Source organism: Kribbella sp. NPDC051718, assembly GCF_040681515.1.
Lineage (GTDB): Bacteria > Actinomycetota > Actinomycetes > Propionibacteriales > Kribbellaceae > Kribbella.
Window position 1 is genome coordinate 1094842 of record NZ_JBFAYZ010000001.1, and the last position, 18861, is coordinate 1113702.

Sequence of the window (18861 nt, forward strand, 5' to 3'; positions counted from 1 at the left end):
AGAGATCTGATGATCCCCACCGTGAAGCTCAACAACGGCGTCGAGATGCCGCAGCTCGGATTCGGCGTCTTCCAGGTGCCCGACGACGAGACCACCGCGGCCGTCACCACCGCACTGGAGGCCGGCTACCGCAGCATCGACACCGCCACGGCCTACCAGAACGAAGCAGCCGTCGGGAAGGCTCTCGCCGTCTCCGGTATCGCCCGCGAGGAACTCTTCATCACCACGAAGCTGTGGAACGCCGACCAGGGTTACGAGCAGACGCTCGCCGCCTTCGAGCGCAGCCGCAGCCTGCTGGGGCTCGACTACCTGGACCTGTACCTGATTCACTGGCCGGCCCCCGAGCTCGGCAAGTACGCCGACAGCTGGCGCGCGCTGGAGAAGCTGTCCGCCGATGGAGTGGTTCGCGCGATCGGCGTCTCCAACTTCCATCCGGCGCACCTCGAGCAGCTTGCTGCGGGCTCCTCCGTGGTGCCTGCTGTCAACCAGGTCGAGTTGCACCCCTACCTGCAGCAGGCCGAAGTACGGGCCTATGGCAACGAGCACGGGATCGCCACCGAGGCGTGGAGCCCGCTGGCCAAGGGCGGCTCGCTGCTGACCGAGCCGGCCGTGACGGCGCTGGCCGCGAAGTACGAACGGACCGCCGCCCAGGTCGTTCTGCGCTGGCACCTGCAGCAGGGCACGATCGTGATCCCGAAGTCGGTCACCCCGGCGCGGGTCCGGGAGAACTTCGCTGTCTTCGACTTCTCGTTGACGGATGCGGACCTGAACTCCCTGGCCGGGCTCGACCGCGGTGAGCGGACCGGGCCGGACCCGGACACCTTCAACGTCGTCTGAGCCCTCAGCAGTTCGCGTAGAAGTCGCTGACGGCGTGGAAGGACTTCTTCGGTTCCCAGCGGTACTTCGACGCCGGGTCCGAGGAGGTCTGCCGGATCACCTTGCAGAGGCTGAACGCGGCGATGTCCTCGTCGTACTTCCGTTCCTTTCGGTGTGGCGCGTCGGGTGAGATGAACGTGTACATTGCCGCACCGAGGAAGCCTTCCTCGGTGAACACCTCGAGCATGTGCCGCAGGTGGTCGGCCTGCTCCTGCTCGTCGCGGTAGTAGCCGGGCTTGATCTGGACCGGGTCGACGGTGTAGTCGACGATGTCCCAGCCCATCCCGCCCAGCTCCGGGGCGCCGGTGAAGGTGCAGCAGCCGAACTCCAGAATCATGATCGGCTTCTTCCACCGCTTGAACGGCGCCAGCTCCTTCGTGTGCCCGGCGCGATCCGCGTGGTACGAGTAGTAGTCCAGCCCCACGATGTCGAACAGGCTCCAGTCGATCACCTCCAGATCCGACGCCGCCCCGTAGGTGATCCGCCCCTTGAAGTTGCTCCTGGCAACCTTCACCGCCTTCTTCACATAGACGCTGAGCTTCCGCTGCAGCTCAGCCATGTCGAACTCCCCCTTGGTCAGATACTCGACCCGCTCGAAGAAGTCCGCCCCCGGCACGATCCCCGGCGTGAACAACATGAACTCACACCCGATCACCAGAACCGCCTCCGGCCGGTACCTCTTCCGCAGCCCTTCCAACTCCTGAGCCGTCCGCCGCAACTGCTCCAGCGCATCCTCTTGCGGCTGATCAAACGCCCGAGGCTGCACGGACACCTTCATCCCGCGCCTCAGCACCTCCTCCGCAGTCCCCCGCAACCGTTGAACATCACTCCCATAAACGCTCACCCAGTTAGCCCTCAACCGCTCCTTGATCGCCCTCACCTCCCCCCGCATCAATTCCCGACTCCACCGCACCCGACTGTCATCCCCCAAAAACCCGGTCCCAACGTCATAGGCAACGCCTTTGAACGCCAACCCCCGCCAAACCCCCGCGCGCACCGCCCCCGCACCACCCGCCGCACCGGCGGCGGAGCCCGCAGCGCCACCGACGGCGGAGCCGGCAGCGCCCGGCGGGCCAACACCGGCGCCCGGCCCAGCACCACCGCCTAGTGCGGCCCCTCCTCCACCTCCCGCGCCCGTCGCCGCGCTAGCGGCGGCGGGCGCGGTGCCGGTGACCAACAAGCCGAGAGCTGCTGCTCGGCTCAAGAACTGTGCTCTTGTTATGTGCAGGTTTTCCTTCATGGGTTGAGTTTTCGCCGTGTTGCCGCGGGATTCATCGGTCCTCGGTTGCTCGTGCCGAGACTTAAGTCGTGGCACGGGACTGCGCCGTCACCGATGTGCCCGGGGAATACCTTGCGCTACCCACAGTGAACGCTCAATTGTTCTCTGTATCCGGCCGCATCCGCCCATTCAGCGGCCCGAGACAACTCTGGAGTGTGAGGCATGACCGGAAAGCTCAAGTTCCGTGCAGTGCTCGCCGTCGCCACCGTCGCCCTCGCGTCGGCCGGCGCGATCGGTACCGCCGAGGCCCGGACGCCACCGGTGGCCGACATCGTCGGCGGCAGTACCGAGACCACCGCCAACGTCCCGTGGATGATCGCGCTGAACAACAGCAACTCGTCGTCCCCGGTCGACCAGTACTGCGGCGCCACCCTGGTCAAGGCGAACAAGATCGTCACCGCGGCGCACTGCGTCACCCAGCCGCGGAGCACCTACACGGCGATCCAGGGTCGCGACAACCTGAACTCGGGCACCGGCGGCCGGACCTCGAAGATCGCCAAGATCTGGAAGGACCCGCAGTACGGCCAGGTCAACGGCCACGACGTCGCCGTCATGACGCTCACCACCCCGTTCACCGGCGTCGCCACCCTCCCGCTGGAGACCAGCCGCGCAGCCGACGCCGTCGGCGCCCAGTCGGTCACCTACGGGTACGGCGAGACCGAGGGCACCGGCCCGGCGAACCGCCTGCAGAAGGTACTCGTCCCGGTCCTCGGCGACGCGTACTGCGGTCAGGTGTACGCAGGCGAGGGCTACGTCGCCAACGGCGAGATCTGCGCCGGATACAAGGCCGGCGGCAAGGACTCCTGCCAGGGTGACTCCGGTGGCCCGCTGGTCCTGAACGGCCGGCTCTTCGGTGTCGTCTCCTGGGGTCTCGGCTGCGCCGACGCCGGCAACCCGGGCGTGTACGCCGAGGTCGCCTCGTACGCCTCGGCCCTGACCACCCAGATCAACAACTAGCTCCACCCCCGCGAATGGCCGGTCCCACGGGGACCGGCCATTCGTTTTGCCTCCGCTAAAACGCCGGTTTGCATCCTAGGACGTCGTTTCAGTTAAGATCTGGGGATGGCACGCGAGGCGGATGAGAAGACTGTGCTCGGCTCGGTCTGGCTGCGCCCCGAGCCGGACGAGACGCGAGCGCCGCTGAGTCGCGACGACATCGTCCGGGCGACGATCGAGATGCTCGACCGGGACGGACTGGAGAAGCTGTCGATGCGCCGGCTCGCCGCCTCACTCGGTACGGCGGCCACGTCGGCGCTCTATTGGCGAGTGGCGAACAAGGACGATCTGCTTGAGCTGACGGTCGACACCGTCCTGGCCGATGCGCTGGTACCGGCCGACGAGGGCGACTGGCGTGACCGGTTGACGGTGCTGGCGGGCGCGGCGTACGACGTACTGGCTGAACATCCGTGGGCGTCGCAGCTGATGGCGAGCCATGCGGGCCTCGGGCCGAACTACCAGGCGTACGCCGACCGATTGCTGTCGATCCTGCGCTCGGCCGGCTTCAAGGGCGTCTACCTGGACGCCGCCGTTTCTGCTGTCTTCCACTACGTCGTCGGAGCCGCGGTGACGGATGCAGCTTGGAGCGCGACCGTCCGCAGAAGCCGTCTCACAGAATCCGACTGGGCGAACGCCGCCGGCGACCAACTAGGCATAGCCGCCGGCACCCTGACCGCCTACCTGAACCGAGCCGACTCAGCCGGCCCAGCAGCCCGCTTCCAAACCGGCCTCCGAGCCATCCTCATAGGCCTCCGCCCCCGCCAACTCATCTAGCCGTACCTAACAACAGGAAGTCCGCAGCTGTGATGTCGGCTGCCACGCTCACGGAGGTCGCAGCCGACGGCGAGATCGGGACTACTGCCTGTTGTTAGGTACGGTCACAGATCGGCGAGGATCGAGGCTGGGGATTCGAAGGCGTCGGCGACGAAGCGGAGGAAGCCTGCCGCGGTACCGCCGTCGCAGACCCGGTGGTCGAAGACGAGCGAGAGCTGGGTCAGCTTGCGGACTGCCAGCTGGCCGTCGACCACCCACGGCCGGTCGATGATCCGGCCGACGCCGAGGATCGCGACCTGCGGGTGGTTGATGATCGCCGCGCTGCCGTCGACCCCGAAGCTGCCGTAGTTGTTCAACGTGAACGACCCGGCGGTCAGCTCGCGCTGGGTCAGCTTCCCGTCCCGCGCCGACTCGGTCAGCCTGCGAATCTCCGCATCCAGACCACGAGCCGTCAACAAATGCGCATCAACCACAGCCGGTACGACGAGCCCGCGCTCGGTCTGCGCCGCCAACCCCAGGTTGACGCCGTCATACTGCACCAGCTCTTCGCGCTCGGTATCGACGAACCCGTTCAGCTCCGGATACTTCTTCAACCCAGCAACAACAAACCGAGCCATCAACGCCAGCAACCCCGGCCCAGCGTCCGTTGCTGTCCGCAACGACTCCCGGAGTGCGAGCAACTCGGTAGCATCCACATCCACCCACGTGGTCGCCTCCGGAATCTCCCGCCGACTCCGACTGAGCGTCGCCGCCACAGCCTTCCGGAAGCCACTCACGGGAACCCGCTTCAACTCAGCCAGCCCAGTGCGCGAGTCAGCCGTTTCCTCAACCACCACAGGCTTCTCGGCCTTCGCCGAGATCGCCGCCTCGACATCCCGCCGGACAATCAACCCACCTGCACCGGACCCGGTCACCTGATGCAAATCGACCGCCCCATCCTTCGCCATCCGCCGCACCAACGGCGAAATCACCAAAGGAACAGTTCGCATCTGGGTGGGCGATCCCAGCGTGACGGCAGAAGTACCGGACGCAGCTACGGAGGTCCCAACAGCGGTGCCCGCCGAGGCAGCGGCGCTAGCTGTCGCGGGAGCTGCTGCGCTGGCCCGCGCAGGCGCGGCGGCCGTGGCCGGCGTGGGCGCGGTGGTGGTGATCGGCGCGGGCGCGCCCGTCGTCGGGCGGGGGCGTCGGCGGCGGCCGGAGGCGGCGGATTCGGGGGTGCCGTAGCCGATCAGGACGTTGCCGGAGCCGGCTTTTTCTTCTTCGCGGTAGGTTTCGGCGGCTGGTGCGAGGGTGCCGATGGTGATCAGGGGTTTGCCTACGTCGATGGTGTCTCCGGCGGTGCCGTGGAGTTCGGCGACGACGCCGGCGTACGGGGTGGGGACCTCGACGATCGACTTGGCGGTTTCGACTTCGGCGACGGGGGCGTCGACGGCTACGACGTCGCCTACCTCGACCAGCCAGCGGACGATTTCGCCTTCGGTCAGGCCTTCACCGAGGTCGGGGAGGAGGAAGGTCTGGGTGGTGCTCATGAGTCCTCCCACTGCAGCGAGTCCACCGCGTCGAGGATCCGGTCGACCCCGGGCAGTTGGTGGCGCTCCAGCTTCGGCGGCGGGTACGGGATGTCGAACCCGGTCACCCGCCGGATCGGCGCCGCCAGCGAGTGGAAGCACCGCTCCGTCACCCGCGCGACGATCTCCGACGAAACACTCGCAAACCCACTCGCCTCGGCGACAACCACAGCCCGGCCCGTACTCCGAACAGCCGCGCAAACCGTCTCGTCGTCGAAAGGAACGATCGACCGTACATCAACGACCTGCAGCGACCGGCCTTCCGCAGCAGCGGCCGCGGCCGCCTCCAGCGCGATCGGCACCGACGGACCGTACGCGATCAACGTCGCGTCCGTCCCCTCGCGTCGCACGACAGCCGTCCCGATGCCCGGCTCCGAGACGCTCAGGTCGACCTCTTCCTTGGCCCAGTACAGCTTCTTGGGCTCCATGAAGATCACCGGGTCGGGGAACTCGATCGCCTTGCGCAACAACGTGTAGGCGTCCGCGACGGTGGACGGCGCAACAACGGTCAGGCCCGGCGTGTGCGCGTAGTACGACTCGGAGGAGTCGCAGTGGTGCTCGACCCCGCCGATGCCACCGGCGTACGGCATCCGGATCACGATCGGCAGCGAGACCTTGCCGCGGGTGCGGTTGCGCATCTTCGCGACGTGGCTGACCACCTGCTCGAACGCCGGGTAGCCGAACGCGTCGAACTGCATCTCGACGACCGGACGCATCCCGTTCATCGCCAGCCCGACCGCCATCCCGACGATGCCGGACTCGGCCAGCGGGGTGTCGAAGCAGCGGTCCTCACCGAACTCCGCGGTCAGCCCGTCGGTGATCCGGAAGACCCCGCCGAGCGCACCGACGTCCTCGCCGAACATCAGTACCGTGTCGTCGGCCCGCATCGCGTCGCGCAAAGCCTGGTTCAGTGCCTGCGCCATGGAGAGCTTCTCGTGCGCCATGATCAGGCCTCCTCTCGCGACAGTTCGTCCTGCAAGAAAGCGGCCTGCTCGACAAGCTGCGGCGTCGGCGTCGCGTACAGATGCGCGAACAGCTCCGCCGGATCCGGCGACACCTCCTGCATCAACCCGACCCGCAGATCCTCGGCGACCTGGTCGGCAGCCGCGGCCGCCTCGGCCCGCTTGGCGTCGTCCAGCAACCCCTCGGTCGACAGATACGCGTCCAGCCGCTTCAACGGATCCCGCTCCAGCCAAGGCTGAACCTCGGCCTCGTTGCGGTACCGCGTCGCGTCATCGGCGTTCGTGTGCGCCTGCACCCGATAGGTGTGCGCCTCGATGAGCTGCGGCCCTTCACCGGCCCGCGCCTTGGCGACAGCGGACCCCAGTACGGCGAGCAGCCCGGCAAGGTCGTTGCCGTCGACTCGCTCGCCCGGTACGCCGTACCCGATCCCCTTGTGCGCAAGGGATGGCGCGACCGTCTGCCGCGCGAGCGGGACCGAGATCGCGTACTCGTTGTTCTGGATGAAGAACACCACCGGCGCCTTGAACACGGCCGCGAAGTTCAGCGCCTCGTGGAAGTCACCCTCGCTGGTCGCGCCGTCACCGCAGAGCGCCATCACGACGGTGTCCTCGCCCTTGAGCCGCGCGGCGTGCGCGACCCCGACGGCGTGGATCAGCTGCGTCGCAAGCGGCGTCGACTGCGGCGCCACATTGCGTTCGTACGGGTCGTAGCCGGAGTGCCAGTCGCCGCGCAGCAGCGTCAGCGTCTCGATCGGGTCGACGCCGCGGCTGACGATGGAGACGGTGTCCCGGTACGTCGGGAACAGCCAGTCCTGCTCGCCGAGCACCATGGTGGCGGCGATCTGGCAGGCCTCCTGGCCGTGCGACGACGGGTAGACCGCGAGCCGGCCCTGGCGGACGAGCGCGCTGGCCTGGTCGTTGATCCTGCGGCCCACGACCAACTGTGCGTAACCGTCGACGAGAGCTTCGACAGGCGGCATCCCGTACTGCGGGTCGTCGTGCCGCTTGCCGTGCTCGTCGACGAGCTGGACCGGGTGATCGGAGGGGAGCAAACGCTCCTCGACGGTAGTCATGAACCCTCCTGCGCAGGGAGACGTACGGATGGTTCATCGTCATACTTCTGGCCATTCGGATCCATAGCTGGGAGAATCCTCAGACGATCGGTCCGGCCGGTGCCCATGGAGGAGCAGAATGTCCGACGACGTGACGGTCCGCCCGGCCGAACCTGGACAGATGGTCGTCGCCCCGGCGCTGGACGAGATCGACCGGCAGATCGTGGCGGCCCTGAGCCGCGACGGCCGGCTCTCGATCCGGGCCCTGGCCGACCAGGTGCACATCTCCCGGGCCAACGCCTACGCCCGGGTCGAACGCCTCACGACGACCGGCGTCATCACCGGGTTCACGGCGACCGTCGACCCGCTCAAACTCGGGCTGGCCACTTCGGCGTACGTCACCCTCAGTCTCCGCCAGTCGTCCTGGCGCGCGCTGCGCGAACAGCTCCAGGCGATCCCCGAGGTCAAACACATGGCCCTCGTCGGCGGCGACTTCGACGCCATCCTCCTGGTCCGCGCCGCCGACAACGAAGGCCTGCGCCGGGTCGTCCTGGAGAAACTCCAGGCCATCCCCGAAGTCCTCGGCACCCGCACGGCGCTGATCTTCGAGGACCTCGGGACGTTGTAGATCAGGCGCCGCGGCGGCGGTTGCGGTCGGCGTAGGAGCGGAGGGCGCGGAGGAAGTCGACCTCGCGGAAGGCCGGCCAGTACGCCTCGCAGAAGTAGAGCTCGGAGTAGGCGCTCTGCCAGAGCAGGAAGTTCGACATCCGCTGCTCACCGCTGGTGCGGATGATCAGGTCGGGGTCGGGCTGGCCGACGTTGTAGAGGTGCTTGGTGATGTCGTCCGCGTTCAGCGTCTCGGCCAGGCCGTTGAGGTCGTTGCCGGAATCCGCTTCGGACTCGAGCAGCGAGCGGACCGCCTCGACCACTTCCTGGCGACCGCCGTACCCGATCGCGAGAGTGACGTGGTTGCCGGTGGCGACATCCCTGGTCGCGTCGACGGCGTTCTTCAACGCGTGCGCGGTACTGTCCGGCAGCAGGTCGAGGAGGCCGGCGATGTGTACCTGCCAACGGCCGCCCGGTTGCGCGAGGCGGCCGGCGACGATCTCCTCGACGGCCTCCATCAGGTAGGCGACCTCGGCGTCGTCGCGCTTGGCGAGGTTCTCGGTGGAGCAGAGGAAGACGGTGACGTGCGGTACGCCGGCGGTCTCGCACCAGCCGAGCAGGTTCTCGATGTGCTCGGCGCCGCGCCGGTGACCGACGCTCGGGTTGCTGTGTCCCTTGCCCCGTGCCCAGCGCCGGTTCCCATCCGTCACCACACCGATGTGCTCGGGCAACGCGCGGCCGGCGAGCTGGGAGCGGAGGCGGCGGACGTACAAGGCATACAGCGGACTGGTGACGGGCATGCGGAGTAACTTACTCGTCTCGGTCCGTAACGCACAGCCCGTCGCCCAGTCCTTGAAACTCCCTTTGCATACTCAACAAACCCAGCACCGCAAGGCGTTCTACTCCTCGCTCCACCCGGTCGCCGGCTGCCCCGGAACATGGGTGCCGAACGTCCACTCGTATCCCTCCGGATCGGTCACCCGGCAACGGTAGTTGCCCCATTCGGTGGTGTCCGGCGTCCAGACGGACTCGGCGCCGTGCTTGGTCGCGGCGGCGTACACCTCGTCGACCTCGGCCTCGGACCCGAGCGCGATGTACAGCCCGTGCCCCACGCTGTCGCCCTTGCGCGGCAGCTTCTCGTACCCCTCCTCGTCGGTGAAGAGAGTGAAGGACGCATCCCCACGCCGCATCTCGGCGTGCATGATCCCGCCCTTGTCGTCGGGATACTCCATCGTCGTCTCGAACCCGAAGGCGTCGTTGAGCCATCGCAACGCCGCGACGGCATCCCGATACCCGAAGTACGCATGCAAGCTGGCCGTTCCGTTTGTAGTCATGCGCCCAGCCTGCCGACGGTAGCGGCCAGGAGCTGACCGCTACTGACTTCGGGTGGCGCGTTGGCGGCGGATCCAGATGAAGAGGATGATGCAGGGGACGAGCAGGCCGCCGAGGCCGAGGACGGCGAAGTCCCAGAACGCGCCGACGTGGTCGACCAGCCAGCCGAAGTTCTGGCCGAAGAAGCCGGTCACGAAGGTCAGCGGCAGGAAGACGGTCGCGAGGATGGTGAGCTGCTCGATGGTCGCGTTCTGCTGGACGCTCACCTTCGTCTGCTCCACCGAGATCACCGCCATGTTCGCCTCCAGCACGGTCGCGAGCAGGTCGCGTTGCGCGGCGACCTCCTCGTTCACCAGCACGAGGTGGTCGTGCACGTCGCGGAAGTACGGCAACAACCCGGTACTCCGCGCTCCGCGTTCGATCGTCGCCAGTACTGCGAGCAGCGGGTGCACCGCCCGGTAGAAGTCGGTGACCTCACGCCGGAGGAAGTAGATCCGCTCCGTCGGCGCGACCGAGCCGGCGAAGACGGTCCGTTCGACCTCCTCGATGTCGCGTTCGAGCTCGGCCACCACCGGCCCGTAGGTGTCGACGACCTGGTCGAGGATTGCCCAGAGCACCGAGTTGGTCCCGTTCTCCAGCAGCTCGGGTCGTTGCTCGAGCCTGGTCCGGGCGCCGTGCAGCTCGCTGGCGACACCTTGCCGGACGGTGATCACGAACGACGGGCCGACGAACACGCTGACTTCGCCGAAGTCGACTTCCTCGCGCTCGTCGTCGTACCGGGCGGTGCGGAGGATGACGAGCCGGATGTCCCCTTCGTACGGTTCGACCTTCGGCCGCAGGTGGAAGGTCTGAGCGTCCTCGACGGCGAGCTCGTGCAGCCCGAAGTTCTTGCTGACCTGCGTCAGCTCCTCCGGCGTCGGATCGAACAGCCCGAGCCAGACGAACCCACCCAGCCGGCAGTGTGACGCAGCATCCTCCACCGACATCGCCCCGACGTGCTGCCGACGGCCGTCCCGGTAGTAAGCGCAGTCGATGATCATGCTCAGCTCCTCACTGTCTCCTCCGATGGTGCTCGCCGGTACCGCGCCCGCGGTACCCCTGACTTGTGGGCGGGGCAACTACAGTGGCCGTTGTGCTTGGCGAGCGGGTGGAATCCTGGGTGCGCTCGCATGAACTAGCTGTCGACGCATGCGCGGCCGGCCTACTGCTGGGTGGTTGCCTGCTCTTCGAGGTGATCGCCGGGAGCGGGTGGGGCTCCTTCCTGCTGACAGCGCTCCTGGTCGTACCGCTGGTGGTGCGTCGGCGTGCTCCGGTGGCGTGTGCTGGTGTGGTCATGGCGGCCGCGCTCGTGCAGTGGTTGACGATGCGTGACAGTGCCGGGGCGTTGCCGGCCGATGTGGCCGTACCGATGGCGGTTTACGCGCTCTCGGCGTACGGGCCGGTGTGGGCTGCGCGGGTCGGGGTGGGCTCTGGGCTGGTTGGGGCGGTACTGGGTGGGTTGTCTTGGCCGCAGCTGGCTGACGGGGTGGCGGCGCACGTGCTGCTGGGGGCGTTCATGGGGAGCACTGTGCTGGGGGCGTGGGCCTTTGGGTCGCTGCATCGCGTGCGGTTGGAGCAGTTGGCGGCGCGCGATCGGCTCGCGGTACTAGGTGAGCGAAACCGGATCGCGCGGGAGATGCATGACGTGGTGGCGCATTCGCTCGCAGTACTGATCGCCCAAGCCGACGGAGGCCGCTACGCCGCTGGTACTTCCCCCGAAGCCGGCACCGCAGCCCTCACGACCATCGCCACCTACGCCCGCCAGGCGCTAGCCGAAACCCGCCAGATCCTCGGCGTACTACGAGACGGCCCGACCCCCACCACCCCACCCCCACCGGCTCCCGGCCTGGCTGACATCCCCACCCTCATCACCCAGCTCCAGTCAGCCGGCCAAGCCGTCACCCTCACCATGCCGCCCTCACCACCACCCTCTGACCCCGGCCGCGAACTAACCGCCTACCGCACCGTCCAGGAAGCCCTGACCAACGTGCTCAAGCACGCCGGCCCCAACCCCCACACCGCAGTAACCCTCCACTGGACCACCACCGAGCTGACAATCACCGTCACCAACAGCGGAGTGGCCGAGCAGCCCTCCCGGGATGGAGTGGGTGGGTATGGGTTGATGGGAGTGCGGGAGCGGGTAGCTGCTTACGGCGGGTCCGTCGAGGCTGGTCCGTCTATCGACGGGGGCTGGCGGCTGGAGGCTTGGTTGCCGTGGTGATTCGGGTGCTGTTGGTTGAGGATCAGGTGTTGGTGCGGGCCGGGTTCCGGATGGTGATCGAGTCGCAGGACGACCTGGCTGTGGTGGGGGAGGCTGGGGATGGGCTCAGTGCGGTGCGGGAGGCTGAGCGGCTGGGGCCGGATGTGGTGGTGATGGATGTACGGATGCCGGGGATGGATGGGGTCGAGGCGACTCGGCGGACGGTGGCGTTGGAGTGTTCGCCTCGGGTAATCATGCTGACGACGTACGACCTGGACGAGTACGCGCTGGCCGCGATCCGGGCCGGCGCCAGTGGGTTCCTGCTGAAGGACGCGCCACCCGAGGAGATGCTGGCGGCGATTCGTACCGTGCATGCAGGGGACGCAGTACTAGCCGCCTCAACGACCCGGCGACTACTAGAGCACCTGGCGCCTGGGGAGGACGCGGCCGCAGTACGGGCGGTTGCAGCGTTGACCGACCGCGAGCGGGAAGTACTGATCGCCATCGCCCGTGGCCGATCGAACGCCGAGATCGCCCAGCACCTGACGGTCTCCCCCGGCACCGTGAAGACCCACGTCAGCAACCTACTGGCCAAGCTAGGCATCAGGGACCGAGTCCAAGCAGTAGTAGTCGCCTACGAAGCCGGCCTGGTCCGCCCCGGCCACCGCTAGCAGGTCAGGTCGCTAGCCGGTAGAACTCCCTCGCCCAGGTAGCGGTTGACGGTGTCGTTGACGCAAGCGGTGTAGGGGAAGACACCGTGCCGGTACGCGTTAGCGACCGTGAGCTGGCGGGAGCCCTTGAGTGCGCGGTGCATGGCAACCTGTCCGGCGTACGGAGTGGCAGGGTCACCGGTAGCGCTCACGATCAGGGCCGGGCGGTTGTTGTCGATCACTGTCGGCTTCTCGACCGGGGAGGTCGGCCAGAAGGCGCATGGGGTGACGTGCCGAGCCAGCGGTCCGTACAGCGGCTCAGTGCTGAGATGCGCCTGGATATCCCGGTAGTAGACCTCCGGGTCACGAGGAGTCGCCCGATCCGCGCACTGGTTGGCATTGCTGGCGCTGAAGCCGAACTCAGGGATCACGTCAGCCAACTCGTACAGCCCGAACCGTTCCTCCTGCACCGCCGTCGGCGTGACGGGCAACCCAGCAGCCGCATCCCGCAACACGCGAACCTGCGCACTGAACTCCCCATACAGCTCATCCGTATCGGCAACGGTCAGCAACAACCCCGGAAGCATCGCCGCATCAACCCGATGCGTGCCGACGATCAGCGGCCGCCGCTTCGCCACCCGAGCGATGTGATCGACGGTCGCCAGCACCCGCGCTTTCGTAGTACCAAGCCCGTACTCCGTATCGCGCCGCGCAACCCACCCCGCCCAATCGGCCAGCGCGCCGGCGTCCGCCGACGCCGTCTCACGAGTCCACCGCGGCCCATACGAATCCGGACCGTGCGAGCTGTCGAGCACGAATCGATCACTGTGCTTGGGAAACAGCTGGAGGTAGACCGCCCCGAGGTACGTCCCGTACGACCAACCCAGGAAGGAGATCCGGCGCTCACCGAGCGCCCCCCGGACTCGGTCCAGATCGCGCGCGATGTTGCGGGTGGAGGCGAACGGGAGCACGTCGGCGTACGGTGCGCAGCGACCGGCGAGGTCCTTCGCGAGGCTGACGCTGTGCTCGAACGACGCGCGATCCGGAGTACCGAACTGGGCGAGGTTGAGATAGCGGTTGGTCGGCCAGTTGCATTCGAGCGGCGTACTGCGCCCGAAGAAGCGCGGGTCGATGCCGACGAGATCGTAGGTCGCGGCGACCTTCGGGGAGGCGTCGAGGAAGACGTTGACGCCTTGCCGGGAGGCCTCGGGACCGCCGACGTTGACCACGAGCGTCCCCAGGCGATGCTTCGTGTCGGTCGCGGGCCGACGCGCGATGGCGGCGGTGATTTGCCGCCCAGTCGGGTGCGCGTAGTCGAGCGGCACCTGCAGCTCCGCGCACTGCGCGCCGACCGCATCCAACTGCTGCCCGACCTCATCCGCAGAACCGGTACTACAGCCATGCCAGTCCAGCACCGCTACGGCTTCTGAGGTTGTCACCGTGGTGATCATCAAGCTTGCCGCGAGCGCCGCGGCCAAGGTTTTTCGCATACCCCTGAACCTAGAAATCCGGAGCGGGCGCGCACATCGCGCCGCGGGACGACCTTCTGACGATCGTTCTCTGCCGTCCGGGGGATGGGCCCTCCGTCTCACGGCGGAGGCGGCGAAATAGGGTTGGCGGCAAGTCCTCGACCCGCGGGAGTTCCGATGTCACGTCCCACAGTGCTGATGCCTGGCCCGATGAACGAGACGGTACTGACCGGGACCGCCGAGGCCTTCGACGTCATCCGCCTGTGGGAGGCCGACGATCCGGACGCGGTGCTGGCCGAGCGCGCCAAAGACATCACCGCGGTCGCGACCGGCGGTACTACGATCGACGCCTCGTTCCTGGACCGCTTGCCCGCCTTGCGGATCGTCGCCAGCTTCGGTGTCGGGTACGACAAGATCGACGCGGTGGCGGCCGCCGAGCGTGGGGTGATCGTCACCAACACTCCCGGCGTACTGGACGACGAGGTCGCCGACACCGCCCTCGGCCTGCTGCTGATGACGGCCCGCGAACTGTCCCGCGCCGAGCGCTACCTACGCGCCGGCTCCTGGCCCGACGGCGCCTACCCGTTGACCAAGGCAACGTTGAACGGCCGCACGATGGGCATCCTCGGCCTCGGCCGGATCGGCGAGGCGATCGCCCACCGCGCCCAGGCATTCGGCATCAACATCGCCTACCACAACCGCCACCCCAAAGACGTTGCCTACACCTACTACCCGACCCTGCTGGAACTGGCCACCGCCGTGGACATCCTGATGATCGTCATCCCCGGCGGCGACGAAACCCGCCACCTGGTCAACGCAGAAATCCTGAACGCCCTAGGCCCCGACGGCATCCTCATCAACATCGCCCGAGGCACAGTCGTCGACGAAGCAGCCCTGGCCGAAGCCCTGTCCACCAACACCATCCTCAGCGCCGGCCTGGACGTCTTCGAACACGAACCCCAGGTCCACCCGGCCCTCCTGGACCTCCCCAACGCAGTCCTACTCCCCCACGTAGGCTCCGCCACCATCCCCACCCGCAACGCCATGGGCCAACTAGTCGTAGACAACCTCACCAACTGGTTCACCACCGGCACACCACTGACCCCCGTCCCCGAATCCACCAACCTGGTCAACCAGCTACCCACCTGACGCATCTACTCGGCAGCAGGAAGATCCCAGATTCGCTTGGTGGACCAGGCGTATTCCCAGGCTTGGATGTCTGGGGGTTCGATGCCGAAGCCGGTGAGGATGGCGCAGACATGTTCTCGGTGGTGGTTGGCGTGGTTGAGGGACTGGGCGATGAAGATGCCGGCGTGGCAGGCTCGGAGGCCGTCGTCGACGACGACGACGCGCTCGACGTCTATCGGCTTGCTGAGGACGTCTTCCCAGAGGAGGCGGGCTTCCTCGGCCCAGACGGCCAAGGTGGCGAAGTCGGCTTCGGGCGGGCCGCCGTCGGCCCAGGGCAGCAGGTCGCTGTCGGCCAGGCGGCGTAGGTAGCTGCCGTCGCAGGTGATGATGTGGTGGAGGGTGGCGAGGATGCCGCCGAAGGTGCCGACGCCGGTCACCTCGAGTTGCTCCGCGGTGAAGTTCTGGTCGCGGCAGAACGTGAGCAGCGACTGGGTCGCCCAGTTGTTGTGCCGGACCGCGTCGAAGAGCACCTCGTTCACGGTCACCCCAATCTGCCGAGCACCTCGTCCCAGTGGTTGTGCAGACTACCGAGATGCCCCTCCCCCGGACGAACGATTGACTCGGCCCCCGGTATCCGCTCCGCGAGCCACTCGCCGTTGCGGACGGACGCGTTGGCGTCGAGTTCGCCGTACCACAGACTCACCGGGCAACTGATCACCTCAGGGCGGAAATCCCAACGCCTGAAGGAGATCGCGGCATCACGCAGGTAGCCGGCCGTGTTCACCAGCGCCTCCCGAGTGGCCGCGGCGACCTCGGCAGCCGTCTGCCGCCCGGCAACCTCGGCGTCGAGCGCCCCCAGCCCGGCACAGAACCGCCCGGCCAGCGCATCGTCATCCGGATCACCAGGCGCGAGCTTCTCCACATACGCCTCGAACTCCGGCCGGATCAGCTCCACCGCATCCCTGGGCTTCGTCCGCGCCAAGGCCCGGAACAACCCCTTCTGCTCGTCGCCGAGATCATCACGGTGGTACGGCGGATCAAGCGACGGAACCTCCGCCGGACTCGCCACCACCCCGACCGCCGTCACTCGCTCGGGATGCCTCGCCGCGCACGCCAGCGCATACGGCCCACCGATGGACATGCCCAGCACGCCGTACCGCGCGACGCCCAGCAAGTCGGCCACCGCCGCGACGTCATCCGCCACCGACAAATGGCTCGACGCAACCTCGGTCGACAACCCGTACCCCGGCCGATTGACCGCAACCAACCGCACGCCCGTACGCCGGGCCGCCACGTCCCCGCAGTACGCCGCATGCCTGGTGTCCGGGCACCCGTGCAGGAAGAAGACGACCGGCCCGTCCGGGTCGCCGCCACTCCAGTACTGCGCCTGCCGCCCATCCGGCAGACGCAGCAGCTCCGTCGTCAGCTCAGCCCTGGGGTTGGCTGATGTTGACCATCCAGGAGATCCCGAACCGGTCGGCGACCATGCCGAACTCGTCGCCCCACATCTGCTTCTCCAGCGGCATCGTCACCGTGCCACCCTCGGCGAGCTTGTCGAACAGCCCGTGCAACTCGGCGCTGTCGTCACCGCTGAGGCTGACCGAGATGTTGTTGCCCGGCTGGAAGTCCAGATGCGACGGAGTGTCCGATCCCATCAGGGTGTAGCCCTGCGGGGTCTCCAGCATCGCGTGCATGATCTTGTCGGCGTCCGGAACGTCCGACGCGCCGAACTCGCCGAACGTGTTGATCGCCAGCTCGCCGCCGAAGACCTCTTTGTAGAACTCGAACGCCTGCCGCGCGTCCCCGTTGAAGCCGATGTACGGATTGAGTCGTGATGCCATCAGTCTGCCCCTTCGCCCGAAATTCCCCTGACCGCTCGCACACTAGACCCACCGCCGGACACTTTTCGACAGCTCGGCCCGGGCCGTCACCGAACGCGGTAGAGCGACCCCGCCGGGGTGATCCCGAAGGACGTCTTGACGCCCGCGACGACCAGATCGACGACGTACGTCGTACCTGACCAGCGGCCCTTGTATTGCACGGATCCAGTGGCCCGTACCGGGGCGATGACGGACAGGATCGAGGCCCGCGTCCCCGCACGCGCGAACATCAGCGTCGGGGCGGACTTCCGGGTGAAGATGGTCGGGTAGTGCCAGCCCTGGATCGGCTTGGTCTGGCCCTGCTTGACCAGGATCGCCCCGCGCGGCAACGGCTGCCGGTAAGGCACCTGGAACAGGATGGTCCGGGTCGTGTCGCCCGGCTTCATCCCGATCGCCGTCGTCCGTGAGTAGACAGTCGCCTTCTGGTCGGACGGCAGGTGCCACAGGGTCTGGAACTGCTGTGCCTTCTGACTGCTCGCCCGGTCCAGCGTGACGATCAGATCCGGATTCTTGAGCACCAGAACCGCGCGATACCGGCTGATCCCGACGCCCGGCACATCGGCGAACTCATAGAATTCGGAAGTCGGGTTGATAACTGACCGGGTCAACTTTGTGACCGGGTCGGTCTGCGCGGCCAACGGAGTCGTCATGGCGCTGGCTGCGTACGGACTGACCACCCAAGTACGCCAGACGTCTTTCTGGTAGCCGGAGTGACCGCCGTCGATCAGGATGTCCCGGCCACGCGACGTGTAGGTGATGGCCGTGTGGTCGCTGTGGCCGTGCGCGGCCCGCGACGGCCCGTACCGGATGCTGTACGCCGACTCCTGCGTGAACGGACGCGTCTCGCCCCACCCCGTGCGTCCGAATACGTAGCCCGCCTTGAAGGTGCCGATCCGCCGGACCGGAGCTGTGCCCTCCCGGCCGAGGGTGCCCGCATAAGCCAGCGGCGTACCAGCGACCGGGCCGGTAGCGACGACTTCCGAGTCGCCGAGCTGGTGCAGCTTGCCGAGGGAGTTGGTGGCAAGCGCGAGCCAGCCGGCCATCAACTCGCGCCGCGTGGTGATCGTCGTACCGGGGTTGGCTCCGCAGGCTTTGAGCGCGGTGACGGCACGGCCCCAGAGGTTGTAGTTGAACTGTGCATAAGCCGTTGACTGCTCGTTGGTCGAACCCTGCGAGTCGATCGCGGTGGTGATTGCGGTCGCCAGCCGGTTCTGCGCGGTCGCCTTGTAGTCGTTGCGGTTCAGCGTGCAGCCGACACCGAACAGCGCGATGCTCTCGTCCGTACCGTGGTTCCACACCCCACTCCAGTTGGCGGTCAGGAACCTGGCGTGGTTGACCAGCGCGACGTCGATCCACCTGTACGCCGCCGGTAACGCTGTGACGCCCAGCCCCGCCATGACCGCTTGGCGCAGGCACAGCAGCACGTTGGTCCGGTGCATCGTGGACTCGAAGGCGCCGGCGTCCGCCTTCCAGGAGTACGGATTGTCGGCGACCCAGTCCTTGCTGATCGTGGCGACCCGGGCCATCGCGGCGGTATCCCCCTTGCCGGCCGCGACGATCCCTTGCCCGAGCCAGCGCAGCGAGTGGAACCACATGTACCAGCTGCGGTTCTTGTAGGGATTGAGCCGCCAGTTGATGTTCCCGCTGCCGTTGCCGACCTTGTACGCCGCGTACGGACCCCACGCATACTTGTCCGCCTTGAGCATCGCCACAGAGGTCTTGTCGTCGACTGTGCTGAAGCCCGGGCAGGTGTAGATACCAGTCCCGGTCGCCTTGGCGGCCAAGCTCTTCAGATCAGCCGCGGCGGGCGCAACAGGCGGTACGAAGTTGCTCTCACCCGGCTCGAACTGCGACTCCCCCACCTCAGGCAGGTCGGGCAGCACCGCGATCCCCGGCCTCACCGGCTCGGCCGCCACCACCTCCGGCGTACCTGCGACAAGCGCCCCCAGCGCAAGTGCGAACCCCACCGCCGCACTCAAAGACCGCCTAGCCACCATGACTTCCCCCAACCCGAGCGCTGAATCCCCGTGCACGAAGCACGATGAGCAAA

The 18861-nt window shown here is 67.4% G+C and carries 19 protein-coding genes; 7 read left to right on the forward strand and 12 right to left on the reverse strand.

The window, feature by feature from the left end; translation table 11 throughout:
• The first annotated feature begins 9 nt into the window (after positions 1–9).
• A complete protein-coding gene (locus AB0M15_RS05345; RefSeq protein ID WP_363814121.1) occupies positions 10–837 on the forward strand; it encodes an aldo/keto reductase in 828 nt (275 codons plus the stop codon).
• A gap of 4 nt (positions 838–841) precedes the next feature.
• Here AB0M15_RS05345 and AB0M15_RS05350 read toward each other — a convergent pair whose 3' ends face one another.
• Entirely contained in the window at positions 842–1654 is an 813-nt protein-coding gene (locus AB0M15_RS05350; protein WP_363814123.1) for a hypothetical protein, read from the reverse strand.
• A gap of 663 nt (positions 1655–2317) precedes the next feature.
• Between AB0M15_RS05350 and AB0M15_RS05355 the strand changes: the two genes are divergently transcribed.
• Together AB0M15_RS05355 and AB0M15_RS05360 are read left to right on the forward strand one after the other, a co-directional pair.
• Positions 2318–3112, forward strand: a complete 795-nt coding sequence (locus AB0M15_RS05355; protein ID WP_363814125.1) for a serine protease — start codon at positions 2318–2320, stop codon at positions 3110–3112.
• A 105-nt stretch (positions 3113–3217) separates the two neighbouring features.
• Complete coding sequence (locus AB0M15_RS05360) at positions 3218–3925, forward strand: TetR/AcrR family transcriptional regulator (protein ID WP_363814127.1); 708 nt, start codon at positions 3218–3220, stop codon at positions 3923–3925.
• A 104-nt stretch (positions 3926–4029) separates the two neighbouring features.
• Here the strand turns inward: AB0M15_RS05360 and AB0M15_RS05365 are convergent, their stop codons facing one another.
• From AB0M15_RS05365 to AB0M15_RS05375, 3 genes are read right to left on the reverse strand one after another with little or no spacing between them, the layout of a single operon-like run.
• The gene (locus AB0M15_RS05365; RefSeq protein ID WP_363814129.1) at positions 4030–5454 is read right to left on the reverse strand and encodes a dihydrolipoamide acetyltransferase family protein; all 1425 of its coding nucleotides are present in this window, start codon (positions 5452–5454) and stop codon (positions 4030–4032) included.
• Positions 5451–6437, reverse strand: coding sequence for an alpha-ketoacid dehydrogenase subunit beta (locus tag AB0M15_RS05370; RefSeq protein WP_363814131.1), 987 nt, complete (start codon positions 6435–6437; stop codon positions 5451–5453). Before AB0M15_RS05370 ends, AB0M15_RS05365 begins: the two co-directional genes overlap by 4 nt.
• A 2-nt stretch (positions 6438–6439) precedes the next feature.
• Complete coding sequence (locus AB0M15_RS05375) at positions 6440–7528, reverse strand: thiamine pyrophosphate-dependent enzyme (protein ID WP_363814133.1); 1089 nt, start codon at positions 7526–7528, stop codon at positions 6440–6442.
• Between the two features lie 118 nt (positions 7529–7646).
• Between AB0M15_RS05375 and AB0M15_RS05380 the strand changes: the two genes are divergently transcribed.
• Entirely contained in the window at positions 7647–8135 is a 489-nt protein-coding gene (locus tag AB0M15_RS05380) for an Lrp/AsnC family transcriptional regulator (RefSeq protein ID WP_343975049.1), read from the forward strand.
• Between the two features lies 1 nt (position 8136).
• Here the strand turns inward: AB0M15_RS05380 and uppS are convergent, their stop codons facing one another.
• The 3 genes from uppS to AB0M15_RS05395 all read right to left on the reverse strand — a co-directional run bounded on the left by uppS (position 8137) and on the right by AB0M15_RS05395 (position 10485).
• A complete protein-coding gene (gene uppS, locus AB0M15_RS05385; RefSeq protein ID WP_363814135.1) occupies positions 8137–8913 on the reverse strand; it encodes a polyprenyl diphosphate synthase in 777 nt (258 codons plus the stop codon).
• Between the two features lie 99 nt (positions 8914–9012).
• A complete protein-coding gene (locus AB0M15_RS05390) occupies positions 9013–9447 on the reverse strand; it encodes a VOC family protein (RefSeq protein WP_363814137.1) in 435 nt (144 codons plus the stop codon).
• Positions 9448–9486: 39 nt separating this feature from the next.
• Positions 9487–10485 carry a magnesium and cobalt transport protein CorA gene (locus AB0M15_RS05395; protein WP_363814139.1) on the reverse strand — a complete coding sequence of 333 codons (999 nt, stop codon included), beginning with the start codon at positions 10483–10485 and terminating at the stop codon, positions 9487–9489.
• A gap of 92 nt (positions 10486–10577) precedes the next feature.
• On the opposite strand from AB0M15_RS05395, the gene AB0M15_RS05400 reads away from it, so the two are divergent.
• Entirely contained in the window at positions 10578–11705 is a 1128-nt protein-coding gene (locus AB0M15_RS05400; protein ID WP_363814141.1) for a histidine kinase, read from the forward strand.
• On the forward strand, positions 11702–12355 hold the full coding sequence (locus tag AB0M15_RS05405) for a response regulator transcription factor (RefSeq protein ID WP_363814573.1): 654 nt from the start codon (positions 11702–11704) through the stop codon (positions 12353–12355). Before AB0M15_RS05400 ends, AB0M15_RS05405 begins: the two co-directional genes overlap by 4 nt.
• Here the strand turns inward: AB0M15_RS05405 and AB0M15_RS05410 are convergent.
• Entirely contained in the window at positions 12352–13824 is a 1473-nt protein-coding gene (locus tag AB0M15_RS05410) for an alpha/beta hydrolase (protein ID WP_363814143.1), read from the reverse strand. The genes AB0M15_RS05405 and AB0M15_RS05410 overlap by 4 nt on opposite strands.
• A gap of 156 nt (positions 13825–13980) precedes the next feature.
• Between AB0M15_RS05410 and AB0M15_RS05415 the strand changes: the two genes are divergently transcribed.
• Complete coding sequence (locus tag AB0M15_RS05415; protein WP_363814145.1) at positions 13981–14952, forward strand: 2-hydroxyacid dehydrogenase; 972 nt, start codon at positions 13981–13983, stop codon at positions 14950–14952.
• A gap of 5 nt (positions 14953–14957) precedes the next feature.
• On the opposite strand, the gene AB0M15_RS05420 is transcribed toward AB0M15_RS05415, so the two are convergent.
• The 4 genes from AB0M15_RS05420 to AB0M15_RS05435 form a co-directional block, all read right to left on the reverse strand.
• Complete coding sequence (locus AB0M15_RS05420; protein ID WP_363814147.1) at positions 14958–15476, reverse strand: DinB family protein; 519 nt, start codon at positions 15474–15476, stop codon at positions 14958–14960.
• Entirely contained in the window at positions 15473–16357 is an 885-nt protein-coding gene (locus AB0M15_RS05425; RefSeq protein WP_363814575.1) for an alpha/beta hydrolase, read from the reverse strand. Before AB0M15_RS05425 ends, AB0M15_RS05420 begins: the two co-directional genes overlap by 4 nt.
• A 1-nt stretch (position 16358) precedes the next feature.
• On the reverse strand, positions 16359–16772 hold the full coding sequence (locus AB0M15_RS05430; RefSeq protein WP_363814149.1) for a VOC family protein: 414 nt from the start codon (positions 16770–16772) through the stop codon (positions 16359–16361).
• A gap of 86 nt (positions 16773–16858) precedes the next feature.
• On the reverse strand, positions 16859–18778 hold the full coding sequence (locus AB0M15_RS05435; RefSeq protein WP_363814151.1) for a heparinase II/III family protein: 1920 nt from the start codon (positions 18776–18778) through the stop codon (positions 16859–16861).
• Positions 18779–18861 lie beyond the last annotated feature (83 nt).